Origin of the sequence: Scytonema sp. HK-05, assembly GCF_963872035.1 — a bacterium.
Taxonomy (GTDB): Bacteria; Cyanobacteriota; Cyanobacteriia; order Cyanobacteriales; family Nostocaceae; genus Kalymmatonema.
Genome location: NZ_CAWMYC010000164.1, coordinates 1 through 12314, shown reverse-complemented (window position 1 = coordinate 12314; position 12314 = coordinate 1). Strand labels below are relative to the sequence as shown.

Sequence of the window (12314 nt, the reverse complement as noted above, 5' to 3'; positions counted from 1 at the left end):
ACTAGGGAAGGGGGCTAGGGGGTTAGGTTTTTCGTGGATTTTTCCAAATAGCGTGAAAAGTCAGTTGTGCTTTGTGTGAAATGTAAATCATTGGTGGCAGACTTATCTTAGTGGCAAATCACCTCGTTGCAGCTAAGAAAACCCAAAACTCAGAATTAATTGCAACAGTGCATGAAAAAGCACGAAAAGTTGAGGTTACAGGGTTTGTCAATTAGCGTTCATTTTTAAATCAATTGTGCAACTGACTGTCATTCCGATGTAGCGTTCAACCAGGTTTTGGTAGAAAAGTGATACGGCTAGAATTTCTGCTCGTTTTGGTACGGCTGTTAATCTAAAAAGGAAAAAGAGCGCAGGATAAACTTTTCTGGAGGACTCTTGTCTATTGCTTTTTCTGGATCTGCTCTTTTTGTCCAAAGTTCACTTTTGGAGATCACAAACAAATGACTACTCAAACCCTCTCTACAGCCCTGCTTAGCCCTTTTGATTTGGGAGGGTTGACCCTCAAAAACAGAGTGGTAATGGCTCCCCTGACTCGAGCTCGCGCAGGCAAGGAGCGTATACCCAACGCCCTGATGGCGGAGTATTACGCTCAACGGGCAACAGTAGGTTTGATGATTGCGGAAGCTACCGTAATCTCGAAACAGGCTAATGGTTGGGTAAATAGCCCTGGTATTTATTCAGACGAACAAGCGCAAGCCTGGAAGCAGGTTGTGGATGCAGTGCATAGTAAAGGAACGCCGTTTTTTCTACAGCTTTGGCACATGGGGCGAGCGAGTCACAGTAGTTTTCAGGAAAATGGTCAACTGCCGGTTTCCGCTTCTGCTGTGAAGCTGAATGGAGATTACATTCACACTCCGATTGGCAAACAACCCTACGAAACTCCCCGAGCCTTAGAGACGAACGAGATCCCTCTAGTGGTGGAAGATTATCGTCGCGCAGCCCAGCGCGCAAAAGATGCTGGTTTTGATGGAGTGGAAATTCATGCAGCTAACGGCTATTTAATCGATCAGTTTCTGCAATCTAAGACCAATCATCGGACAGACCAATATGGTGGTAGCCTTGAGAATCGCTATCGTTTTCTCAAAGAAATTGTGGAGGCTATCTTAACTGTATGGCCTGCTAGCCGAGTAGGAGTGAGGCTGTCTCCAAATGGCAATTATAATGACATGGGTTCACCAGATTTCCGGGAAACCTTTCTTTATGTCGCCCAGCAGTTGAATGCTTACGGTCTAGCTTACTTGCATATACTAGATGGACTAGGATTTGGCTTTCACGAGTTGGGAGAGCCGATGACGTTGGCTGAACTTCGCTCTGTGTTTACAGGTTCGCTCATCGGTAACTGTGGCTATACACAAGAAACCGCTGAAGCCACAATCAAGGATGGTAGTGCTGATTTGATTGCCTTTGGGCGACCGATAATTAGCAATCCTGATTTAGTTGAGCGTTTTACCAATGGCTGGCCTCTAAATCCACCACCCGATCCAAGTATCTGGTATTCTTTTGACAAAGAAGGCTACACCGATTTTCCGACTTACGCCTGAATCCTAAGTAGTTCAAGCTGAATCGACAAAGCCCTCTGTTAGTTGCTAATAGCTTATGGCTCATGGCGATACAGCAATTAGCAATGAGCCATTAGCAACAAAAGCCCAGTTACCTTTTGTTACTAGGAATACAAAAAAGCTGGGCTTTTGTGCTTTGTGTGATGCGAGTGCCCCACGAGGGGGAAGTCAAAACCATAAGGTAAGAAGTCAAAAGTATTAAGCCTCCTCGCAACAAATGAAAGAAGCACATTTTTATTAGCTTTGTGAAATGCTTGCTATATAAGGGTTATAAAATGTGCATCTTAGGAGCATTTTTTTGTAGTAGCTGCAAAGTCAAAAAGTAGCATGGAATCTGAACGACTCTCAGCCATTAATCTGGCAAGCGGAAAACTTGTTCCGATCGCCTGCAAGCCACCGATTTTGTCTAGTACCAGAACAAACTGGGACGGTATTGTGGTTGAATATCATCATTTACCACCCGCTGAGACTCCAGAGCTTTGCTTGCAGCAGCACAGCATCAGTATCATGCTTGGTCATGAATATCAAATTGACTGGCGACTAGCAGGCGGACGGTTACACAAGGCGCAGATGAGGAGAGGTGAAATTGGTATCACTCCAAAAGGCTTTCAGACACAAGCTCGCTGGTATCAGGATGTCGAATTTCTTCTGGTGTCTCTTAATTCCAGTCTATTTCAGAGAGTAGCAGACAATGCGGTTGATGTTGAACTCATCCCGCACCGGGGAGTAAGGGACCCGCAAATTTTTCACCTGGGAATGGCGCTGAAAGCGGAACTGGAAGCTGGATGCCCATCTGGTAAACTTTACGGGGAATCCGTTGCTACAGCTCTTGCAGCCCATCTCCTCAAAACCTATTCTGTATCACGGCAACTAATTCCACCTCAGGTTAATCTTTCTGAGCGACAATTGCGACAGGTAATCGATTATATTCATGACAACCTAGCACTGGATTTAACTCTGGCAGAATTGGCTAGCCTGATGCAAATGAGTTCCTATTCATTCTGTCGTTGGTTCAAACGCTCAATGGGGCTGACTCCACATCAATATATAATTCAATGTCGCATCGAGCGTGCCAAGTTTTTACTCACTTATACTCAGTTACCTATTGTTGAAATTGCCCTTCGTGTTGGCTGTTCTAGCCAAAGCAATTTTACAGCTTTGTTTCGCAAGCTGGTAGGAATGACACCTAAGGCATACAGAGAAATGTTGTAAGTCGGCTTTCTAAAACTGAAGATAGTTTGTAGTAAGCGCAAAGAGCGCTTATTACGAGTAATTTTGCTACTTTGCAAGATTTCAACATTAAAGAGCGCAAGTTTTCAGAAGACAAGAGCGTTACTAGCAACTTATTTTCTTTTTTAGCGATGTCTAGCGAATCTTGGTAAAAGAAACCCTAATGACCAAACAACTTGACTTAAATGATTACAAACAGGGAATAGCAGATTTATACAACCGCAGAAGCCAAACTTATGATGATAGCAAGTGGCATTTGCGAATTTGTCAACATCTTGTTGAATATTCCCACGTCAGTTCCAGACAGCATATTTTGGATATTGGAACCGGTACAGGTCACCTTGCAATTGAAGCAGCTCGAATCGTTGGAGAAGGTGGTCGAGTTATTGGTGTAGATATTTCTAGTGGAATGTTGGAGTTGGCGAGATGTAAAGTTGAAGCATTAGGTCTAAGGAATGTTGAGTTTCAGCTAGCGGATGCCGAATCACTTAATTTTTCTGCCAATAGTTTTGACCAAATTTTGTGTGCGAATACATTTCCTTGGATAGAGGACAAAGAAGCTACATTGCGGGTTTGGCATTTATTTCTCAAACCTGGTGGGGTAATTGGCATTCATACACCTGCGGATACTGCGTATGTCGGATACGTTGTTTTGCGGGAGATCTTTGAAAAGTATGGTGTTTTGCTAGAGGCTAGTAATCGAATCGGCACACTTGAAATGTGTCAAAATCTATTCGTGGACGCTGGCTTTGAAGTGATAGAAATCAAGACTGAGCAGCATGGTAACTACATTAATTTAGAACAGGCAAAAGCAACATGGGAAGGAATTTCTCGTCCACCCCTTGCAAAATATCGAAATCTCTCCTCAAAGCTTTCGTCAGAGCAGTTAGTAAAAGCTAAAGCTGAATTTGAGGCAAAATTAGAGGCACTCCAAACCGAACAAGGAGTGTGGGATGAACTCACTACCTGGTATATCCTGGGTCGAAAACCAGAAACCGAAACCTTAAACAGTCGCGAAAGCGCAACCTAACGCTTTGTTAAAGCCGACTAACGAAAACTCTTGGTGCGCTTGCTTGTTCAAGTTGGGTTGCCATCAGTCACCTGGCTCTTTGTCCAAAACCACGCAATTCGGGTAATGAAAATCTTATGCATAACAGCCAATACGAGCAACAATACAAAAAAGAAGTCATTGATTTCTTTAACAGCAGAACAAGTTACGATAACGATTACACCATTCGTCGTGCTCTTCCTCTACTAGAGCTAGTTCCTCTACAAAAGGGACAAAAAGTATTAGATTTGGCAACTGGCACAGGTATCATTGCCATTGCGGCTGCACAAATTGTCGGTGAAGGAAAAGTAATTGGAGTAGATTTTTCTTCAGGAATGCTCAAGCAAGCACAACAGAAAATTGAGGAATTAGGCTTACAAAATATCGAGCTAATTGAAGCAGATGCAGAGTATATAGACTTTGATGATGAGAGTTTTGATGTAATTCTTTGTTCCACAGCGATAGTTTACTTCACAGATATTCCTGATACTCTACGCAAGTGGTATCGTTTTCTCAAGAAAGGGGGAGTTTTGGGATTTTCTTGTTGCTCTCAGGAATCTTGTGAAGCACCACTGATCATTGCAATTTGTGCCAAATATGGTATTTCTATTGTCAACATAAACGAGCAAACAGGTACTCCCCAAAACTGTCAAAATATGCTAAAAAAAGCTGGTTTTCAAGATATTGAAGTGAAGACTCAGCAACTTGGTTTCTATCGTAGCCTTGAGCAAGCGAGAGAATGGAATGGAGGATGGTTTCATCCTAGAGAAAATCCTTTGTTACAGGTGTTATCAAAGCAAATGGAAGAATTAAAAGCAGAGTACCGTCAACGAATTGAGGCGATGACAACCGAGCAAGGCGTTTGGTATGAAAATATGACTTTTTTCGTAACTGCTTACAAGTGAGAAGTTTGTAGTAAGCGCTTAAGCGCTCACTACGAGATAATTTGTGAAGCTAAATAAGTATAAAAAATCAAACTATAAAACAGGAAAATAATTTAAATGCCAGATAAACCACATCTCGACGAATACAAGCAGCAAGTAGCTGATTTCTATAATAAGAGAACTGACTATGACAGTAGTGAATTAGCGTATAGACGCGGTATTCCTTTAGTAGAATTAGCAACACTACAAAAAGGACAAAAAATATTAGATGTCGCAACTGGTACGGGTATTATCGCCATAGCTGCTGCTGATATTGTGGGGAATGAAGGCAAAGTTCTCGGTGTAGATATTGCGTCAGTTTTCCTGAATCAAGCACAACAAAAGATAGAAGCAGCAGGGTTAAAAAATATCGAATTAATTGAGGCAGATGCAGAAGATTTAAATTTTGACGAAAATAGCTTTGATGCAATTTTTTGTTCTTCAGCGATTGTGTTGTTTACTGATATTCCTGCCATTTTTCACAAATGGTATCGCTGGCTTCAACCCAGTGGAATTGTTGCTTTTCATGCGTGGGCGGAAACTTCTTTTATGACACCCGTAATTATTAAAGCCTGCGCTAAATATGGAGTTTCACTACCAAATATCCATGAACTACTTGGTACACCCCAAAGGTGTGAAAATCTGTTACAACAAGCTGGTTTTGAAAATATCGAAGTGAAGATTGAACAGTTGGGTAAATATCTCAGTGTTGATGATGCGAAAAAGTGGTGGGGCGGTGGCTGGCTTCACCCGAAGAATCCATTGTTGGAATTATCAACAGAGAAAATCGAAGAAATAAAGGCTGAATATGCAAACGAAGTTGAAGTTTTAGCAACTGAACAGGGTGTGTTGCTGGATATTACAACTTTTTTTGTGCTGGCTAAGAAGTGAGTATAGACTACAATCTAACTTCCTTATCTATTGAGCCAATTAACTAAATCAGCCTCAGTTGTAAAATCTAGCAAAGCTTCACCCAAGTCCTCCAACTGTTCAAGCGACAACTCCTGAATTTGAGACTGTAACTCAGGGGTAACAGTGCCAAGCCGACGAGTGAGCAAGCGCATAACTAGCCTTAGTTCTGATTGCCTTCCTTCCTCTCTCCCTTCTTGAAGAATTTCTTGATAAATCACAGATTCTCTCATATCTTCTCTCCTAAAAAGCTGACGAATGAGTTCTTGGTCAAACACCAACCCAGCCAGAAGTTGGGTACATACCGAGATACTCTGTTTGGTCGCTGTTTCTTCAATCATACTCACTTGGACTGCGACCTGTTCGAGCAAGGTTTGGGGAGAATCTGTCCGTGCCAAAGTTGCCAGAGGTAGCAAACCAGGATATGCTAACAACGGTTCAGGATCTTGCTCCCAGATACGAATAACTCGGTAGCGGTGAGAGGTATTGCGGGCGGTAAATTGCTCGACAAATACCGCTTCTGAAGTCGTGGGTTTGAGAAAAATCACAACTTGCTCAATATCACAGTTGTACTGGCGATAAAGTCGCACCCAATAGTCCAGCATCCGCAGTGGTAAAAGCGGAGTTGATGCAGCCAAGGTTTGAAACTCCAAATGCAGGATTTGATTTGTAGTTTGCAGAAAAGTTACTGAGTCGGCGCGGATTGGTTCCAGGTTTAATTGCGTTTTTAGAATTTGAATATCCGTCGGCTCAGATGCAAGTAGCCAGCGGATGTATTGTTCTGGATATTGCTCAACCAGATATTTTAAAGTGTTGTCGTACGTCACAGTTCTTGACTAATTGAGGCATTAAACCTCTTGCAAAAGTCAATTTTATGAAAAAAAAACCACAGATGGACACAGATGGACACAGATAATTTATTTACGTTTATCTGCGTGCATCTGCGGTTCTAAACATCTATTAATCATACTTTTGCAAGAAGTCTATTGTCCGCAGCAGATAAAAAAACTTGGAGCATCATGACTCCAAGTCTCAAGCTGCTAAAGCTGATGAAGGAAGGCTACAGCGTCAAAGATTGAGTATCTGTCTCAATCAACTTCGCCAAATCTTGCAAGAACGCCGCCGCATGGGCACCGTAAATAATCCGGTGGTCACAGGTAATATTCACCTGCATCTGTTGCTTGACGCCAAATAGACCGTCGGCTGTGGCGACGACTTGCGGACGTGATGCCCCAATTGCCAAAATGGAACCTTGTCCGGGTGGTAGAATTGCATCAAATCTATCTACGCCGAACATTCCCAAGTTCGTTACTGTAAAGGTGCCACTGTTGTACTCTTCTGGTTGCAGCTTTTTGGCTCTGGCGCGCTCAACTAAGGACTTCCAATCGCGTGACAGAGAATATATATCCATATTGTCTGCATTCTGCAACACTGGTGTGATCAATCCTCCATCATCCATTGCCACTGCCACGGCAACATTAATATTAGAGTGGTAGACAATTCCTTGTTCTGAGTAGCTGGCATTAAGCAGGGGATGTTTTTGCAACGTCACCGCTACCGTTTTTGCAAGTAGCGCTGTCATTGTCACGCCTTTAGACTTAATCTGTTTATAAAGCTTGTCTAGCGCATCTGTGGTAATTGTGTATCCTATATGGATGACAGGCACGGAGAGGCTGGCTACCATGTTCCGCGCTACGGCATTTTGCAAGGTAGTCAAAGGCACAACTTGACCCGGAACTGCGGTGGTGACTGGCGTGGGTGCAGGTGCTGGTGCAACTTTGGTAGGTGTAGGTGCAACTGGGGTAATTGTTGGTGCTGGTTGTGGAGATGCGACAGGGGTAACTGTGACAGGTTGTTTGCTAGATTTTCCAGCAGCTGCTTCTACATCTTCGGCGACGATGCGACCGTAGGGACCACTACCAGAAATGCCACTCAAATCAACTTTCAGTTCCTTGGCTAACTTGCGGGCGCGGGGTGAAGCTACAAGCCGCCCATTTGTACGGCTCGTTCCGTTTTGAGAAGCAGCAGGCGTTGCGACTGTGGTTGTTTCTGCTATTTTTCCAGAAGTGGCAGCAGTTGCTTCTTGTTTAGCAGGACTACTTCCAGAATTGGCTTGTTGGATCGCAGTTTCGATTTCAGCTTCGGTTTCTGCTAACAAGGCGATCGCAGCTCCAACGGAGGCTGTTTCACCAGCTTGCACAAGGATTGTGGCAACATATCCTTCATAAAAGGATTCCACATCCATATCTGCCTTATCTGACTCGACAACCACCACTGTTTCGCCTTTTTCCACTTTGTCTCCAGGTGATTTTACCCAGGAAACGATTTTACCTTCGGTCATGGTGGAACTTAGCGCCGGCATAAATACTTCGTAAATGCTCATATGGGTGGTTTGGTGAATCGAGAATTAATGGACTTTTACAGCTAGTGTCAGATCGCATTGTATCTTGACCTAGCTCCCTTCGGGGCGGGGTATCGAGGAACAAGGGTGTAGGATGTAGGGGAATAATTTTTAAATTTTGAAAAGAAAATAGTAAATGACATTCTTATTTTTCCTGATACCCTGACACCCCTACATCCTTACCCCTAATTTACCTAGATGCGAGGAACTATATTAAGACCACAAGGTCTATAAGTTTGTATTTCTGATCACGGCTTTTTCAAATTTTGAATTCCACTCAAAAGCAAGAAGATGAAGGACGCTACCTCAATCTAAAATTCAAAATTGATATTTAGCCTGTTTGAATTAACTGTTAAATTTTATGTCGCCAAAGTTGAAGTGGTTTCTGATAGTGGTAGTTAGTATATTTGCCACCGCTGCCACTGGTGTTTACATCACCCAGCGTCAAACGACTGAAGCGGTTTCTGATACGAGCAATGGACAACCGCCGCAGTTTTCGGATGTGAACCTAACAGAGGAGATTGTCAACCCGGAGCGAGCCAATTATAATTCTGTACCTTTAGAAAAAATTAACTCTCCTCTCTTAGGCAGCGATCCTGCTGAACTTGCCCTCAATGCCTTTGATGAGGAGGACTCAAGCGCAACTCGCAAAGTCGAGGTATTTTATCCCGAAGCCAATCAAGCATTAGTGACGATTACGCAAATAGAGCCAGCAAACAATTCTCTCAAAGCAGTTAAATATCGAGTGGAACTAGCAACGTTTGGGCGATCGCTTTTGGTTAACTCCCCTCGTGTCTGGCAAATTGTTTGGGCTGGCTCCCAGGTACAATGTATACCTGGAAGTAGCGTCAGCACAAAACAGCCAACCCAAACCTGTCAGTAGTTATTTGTCACTAGTGCAGCGGGTGGGGAAATCATCCAACTGTTAAAAAGACACAAAAAGCTTATGTGGTTAACATTTGCGCCTTGTAACAAATTGTACTAGTCATGAATCACTGGTAAGAACCAAGGACAATTAGACTTTGGACAAATTTAAATCAAATTTAAATATCGCCGCGAATTTCTTCTACAACACCATCACGTAGCACAACTTCTACCTGTAGTTTGCTTATCAAGTTATCACCTGGTTCTACGTGGAAAAAGCCTTCCATTTGGAATTGGTTAACTTCCTCATCTAACTGTAGAAGCTGTACTTGCTGGAGGTTTTGTAGACTTTGGTTTTTCTGTTCCAGGAGTTCGCTTTTCTTCTGATTAACTTGAACTTGGATATTTTCAATTTGTTGCAGGGTTTGAGGACCAGGTGGTTGCAAACTCTGCTTTTGAATTGCTGAAATCGCTCGCTGTCCTTCAACATCTAGTTGTTGCAACTGCTGGTCAATTTGATTAATTTGAGCTTGCAGTTGCTGCTGCACTTCCTCTTTCCACAGAGGAGTGACAATCGCTTTGACGTTAACACCGCGTTTTAGGAGCAGTTGTTGAGGTTTGGAGAGGTTCATAAATGTTTCACGTTCACTCTATAGTTTGCAGGTGAAATAATTAGGCAAATATGCCGTTAATAATATCGCGATAGCGCTCCATCACCACGTGTCGCCTAATTTTCAAAGTTTGTGTCATCATGCCATTTTCGATTGAAAACGGCTCCAGAATCAGCTTGAACGGACCAATGCGGTCATCCGGTCGATAGCCTGGACGATTTTGCACTTCCCGATTCAATTCTTGCCGAAATAAATCCTGAATTATTTTACTCTCCACGCTGACTTGCGTTTTGTTTGCTGAGTCCTCCTTATTTTGTTCTTTGGCGGCTTCATCTGGTAGACGTAGATGCAGATTCTGAGTTTCAGCCCATTTTTCCAGGGCTTCCAAATTGGGGACAATCAATGCACCGATACTGCGTTGGTCTTGTCCAACAAGCATTATCTGATCTATGTAGGGCGATCGCAAACACGCATCTTCAATTGGCTGCGGCTCGATATTTTCCCCATTGGTTAATACAATCGTATCTTTTGCCCGTCCGGTTAGTACCAAATCATTTTGCGGTGTCACCCAACCCAAATCCCCGCTATCAAACCAACCATCCGCGTCAATTGCTTTCGCTGTTGCTTCGGGGTTTTGGTAATAGCCTTGCATAATTTGTGGTCCCCGCAGCAGCACCAAACCTCGCTCCCCGGTGGGTAAAGGTTTACGAGTCTCAGGATCTACTATTTTCGTTTCTGTAGCCGCTATTGGTTGCCCAACTGAACCACGTAAATTCCGCCAATAACGACGCCCATGAGTCACAGGAGAAGTTTCCGTTAAGCCATAGCCCTGCAAAATCTCCACACCAATAATTTCAAAAAAGTCATCTATGTGCTTGGGAAGCGCACCACCACCGCTAAACATTTGCTTGATTCTCCCCCCTGTTGCTTCCTGTACCTTGGCATAAACAAGTCGTTCTCCCAAAGCATGGAGTGGGAACAAAGCAGTTGCTTGCATACGAGCTGCCAATTGCTCAAATGTTGAGGGGTTGAGATTTGTTAAACTCAATCCTTGGGCAATTCGCTGCGCTTTGATATACTTTTCGCTAACGCCCAGAAAGTAGTTTATCAAACGTTGCTTATTTGCAGGTTGTTCGCGGAACTGCTTTTGCACTCCCTCATAAATTGATTCCAATAATCGTGGCACACATACCACATAATGGGGTTTAAATTCTTTCAAATCCCGTTTGATAGAGCGCAAGTTCGTGTAAATTTGCGTACAACCTTGAGAAAGTAAAAAATACTCACAACTGCGTTCGTAGACGTGCCACGTGGGCAGGATACTGAGAGCCATGTCTCCCACTTGCGGTTGCACAACTGCCCCAAGCGCTAAAATTTGGTGCATCAAATTCCTATGAGAAAGCATCGCGCCTTTGGGTTTGCCCGTCGTGCCAGAAGTATACATTAGGGTTGCCAGAGTGTCGGGGGTTTGCTCTACTGGTTCTAAAGTATGGTTTGCCCCTATTTCCATCAACTGAGCGAAGTTAAGTATTTTCAGAGTTTCGTCTGTTGGTGGTGCTTCATCGGAAAGCAAAACCACCAGTTGAATTGCCAGATCCTCAAGACGTGGTCTAAGCTTGTTGAAAGTTTTCAAATCTTCGACAACAAGCGCCCTGCTACCACTATTTCCCAAGATAAATAACAGTTCTTCCCGTTCTGCCTGGGAGCCACGCACTGCATCAACTGCCCCAGCAGTCATAATACCTTGATCTGCAATGAACCAGCGAGGACTGTTATCCGAAATCAGGGAGACGCGTTCTCCTGCTTTCACCCCTAATGCTTGCAATCCAGCAGCAAATTGTTGAATTTTTTGAACGAGTTGCGTATATGTAATCACAACTTCTGGTTTAGCATGAGGGTCACGCAGGGCAACATTATCACCAAATCGCTTTGCTACCAACGGCCAAATTTCTGGTAGCGACTTTAGATTAGAGTAATCCGCTAAACGCTGTAATTCCTGGCGCTCTCGCTCCGTAAGATTAGATAATATGGCAGAAATCTCGTATGTTTTCGACATTACACATCTCCTAAATACACATTTGTTATATGTCCAGCATATTCCGATATGTGGATGAAATAGGTGATAATAAATGACACATTGGCTTCTGTCTATAGCAATTTTCAAAAGTTCATAGAACTATATATTGATAAAAGTTTATGCTATAGTTAATTTATCTAAGATAGAAGCAATGTAAAAGTTTGCTTCCAAGTCGTTGCGAGAATTATACTTTTGACTTGAAGCACTGAGCACCAATTTGTAAAAGAAAGAGATGACCTATGCGTTTGATGGATATTCTACTGTTAACGCTGATCAATGTTGCTGGCTGTCTTGTGTTTCCCAAGCTTCTATCTTTCATTTTGGCTGTGAAAAATAGATGTAATCAGTTATCGCCAACTTCAACAATACAGACAAAACAGAATAATAAAACTGAAATTACCAGTTTTCCATATTGTACAACTTACACCTTGACAAAAAGTTCATTTTGTAAATTTTATCCTAGTTTTTGTGATAGGTGTTCTCCAGGTTAATAGACTTCAGTGTTTAGTTAACCTCTTGCAAAAGTCATTTTTGTGAAACCACAGATGCAGGTAGATGCACACAGATAATTTATCTGCGTGCATCTGCGCTTACTGATATCTTGCAAGAGTTGGAACAGTGACATTGCGTCGCCGTCCAAACCCTCGTTACCAGGTTCAACCTGGTAACGAGATATTAGAGCCTCTGGCTCT

Annotated in this window: 10 protein-coding genes and 1 pseudogene; 6 read left to right on the top strand and 5 right to left on the bottom strand. The window is 43.0% G+C overall.

From position 1 onward, the window contains the following. Positions 1–440: 440 nt before the first annotated feature. From AACT52_RS38145 to AACT52_RS38125, 5 genes are all read left to right on the top strand, one after another. The gene (locus AACT52_RS38145; protein ID WP_073635457.1) at positions 441–1541 is read left to right on the top strand and encodes an alkene reductase; all 1101 of its coding nucleotides are present in this window, start codon (positions 441–443) and stop codon (positions 1539–1541) included. 345 nt (positions 1542–1886) lie between these two features. Further along, positions 1887–2771 (top strand): helix-turn-helix domain-containing protein, encoded by an 885-nt coding sequence (locus AACT52_RS38140; protein ID WP_073635456.1) that lies wholly within the window; start codon positions 1887–1889, stop codon positions 2769–2771. 181 nt (positions 2772–2952) lie between these two features. Further along, positions 2953–3819 carry a class I SAM-dependent methyltransferase gene (locus tag AACT52_RS38135; protein WP_073635455.1) on the top strand — a complete coding sequence of 289 codons (867 nt, stop codon included), beginning with the start codon at positions 2953–2955 and terminating at the stop codon, positions 3817–3819. Between the two features lie 116 nt (positions 3820–3935). Then, on the top strand, positions 3936–4742 hold the full coding sequence (locus AACT52_RS38130; protein WP_073635454.1) for a class I SAM-dependent methyltransferase: 807 nt from the start codon (positions 3936–3938) through the stop codon (positions 4740–4742). A gap of 96 nt (positions 4743–4838) precedes the next feature. Then, positions 4839–5651, top strand: a complete 813-nt coding sequence (locus AACT52_RS38125; RefSeq protein WP_073635453.1) for a class I SAM-dependent methyltransferase — start codon at positions 4839–4841, stop codon at positions 5649–5651. 23 nt (positions 5652–5674) lie between these two features. On the opposite strand, the gene AACT52_RS38120 is transcribed toward AACT52_RS38125, so the two are convergent. Together AACT52_RS38120 and AACT52_RS38115 are read right to left on the bottom strand one after the other, a co-directional pair. Further along, a complete protein-coding gene (locus AACT52_RS38120; RefSeq protein ID WP_073635452.1) occupies positions 5675–6496 on the bottom strand; it encodes a DUF4351 domain-containing protein in 822 nt (273 codons plus the stop codon). Positions 6497–6729: 233 nt separating this feature from the next. Next, positions 6730–8052, bottom strand: a complete 1323-nt coding sequence (locus tag AACT52_RS38115; RefSeq protein ID WP_073635451.1) for a dihydrolipoamide acetyltransferase family protein — start codon at positions 8050–8052, stop codon at positions 6730–6732. Between the two features lie 379 nt (positions 8053–8431). Here AACT52_RS38115 and AACT52_RS38110 point away from each other — a divergent pair, with 379 nt between their 5' ends. Next, positions 8432–8953, top strand: coding sequence for a hypothetical protein (locus AACT52_RS38110; protein ID WP_073635450.1), 522 nt, complete (start codon positions 8432–8434; stop codon positions 8951–8953). Positions 8954–9113: 160 nt separating this feature from the next. On the opposite strand, the gene AACT52_RS38105 is transcribed toward AACT52_RS38110, so the two are convergent. From AACT52_RS38105 to AACT52_RS38095, 3 genes and pseudogenes are all read right to left on the bottom strand, one after another. Beyond that, positions 9114–9566 carry a YlqD family protein gene (locus AACT52_RS38105; RefSeq protein ID WP_073635449.1) on the bottom strand — a complete coding sequence of 151 codons (453 nt, stop codon included), beginning with the start codon at positions 9564–9566 and terminating at the stop codon, positions 9114–9116. Positions 9567–9606: 40 nt separating this feature from the next. Continuing rightward, complete coding sequence (locus AACT52_RS38100) at positions 9607–11601, bottom strand: AMP-dependent synthetase/ligase (protein WP_073635448.1); 1995 nt, start codon at positions 11599–11601, stop codon at positions 9607–9609. A 529-nt stretch (positions 11602–12130) separates the two neighbouring features. Continuing rightward, positions 12131–12314: pseudogene (locus AACT52_RS38095) on the bottom strand (hypothetical protein); the annotation flags it as partial.

What these genes read in the sequence shown, in the direction of transcription:
- AACT52_RS38115 (WP_073635451.1), bottom strand. Translation starts at nt 8,052, where the DNA reads ATGAGCATTTACGAAGTATTTATGCCGGCGCTAAGTTCCACCATGACC.
- AACT52_RS38140 (WP_073635456.1), top strand. Translation starts at nt 1,887, where the DNA reads ATGGAATCTGAACGACTCTCAGCCATTAATCTGGCAAGCGGAAAACTT.
- AACT52_RS38105 (WP_073635449.1), bottom strand. Translation starts at nt 9,566, where the DNA reads ATGAACCTCTCCAAACCTCAACAACTGCTCCTAAAACGCGGTGTTAAC.
- AACT52_RS38135 (WP_073635455.1), top strand. Translation starts at nt 2,953, where the DNA reads ATGACCAAACAACTTGACTTAAATGATTACAAACAGGGAATAGCAGAT.
- AACT52_RS38130 (WP_073635454.1), top strand. Translation starts at nt 3,936, where the DNA reads ATGCATAACAGCCAATACGAGCAACAATACAAAAAAGAAGTCATTGAT.
- AACT52_RS38125 (WP_073635453.1), top strand. Translation starts at nt 4,839, where the DNA reads ATGCCAGATAAACCACATCTCGACGAATACAAGCAGCAAGTAGCTGAT.
- AACT52_RS38145 (WP_073635457.1), top strand. Translation starts at nt 441, where the DNA reads ATGACTACTCAAACCCTCTCTACAGCCCTGCTTAGCCCTTTTGATTTG.
- AACT52_RS38110 (WP_073635450.1), top strand. Translation starts at nt 8,432, where the DNA reads ATGTCGCCAAAGTTGAAGTGGTTTCTGATAGTGGTAGTTAGTATATTT.
- AACT52_RS38100 (WP_073635448.1), bottom strand. Translation starts at nt 11,601, where the DNA reads ATGTCGAAAACATACGAGATTTCTGCCATATTATCTAATCTTACGGAG.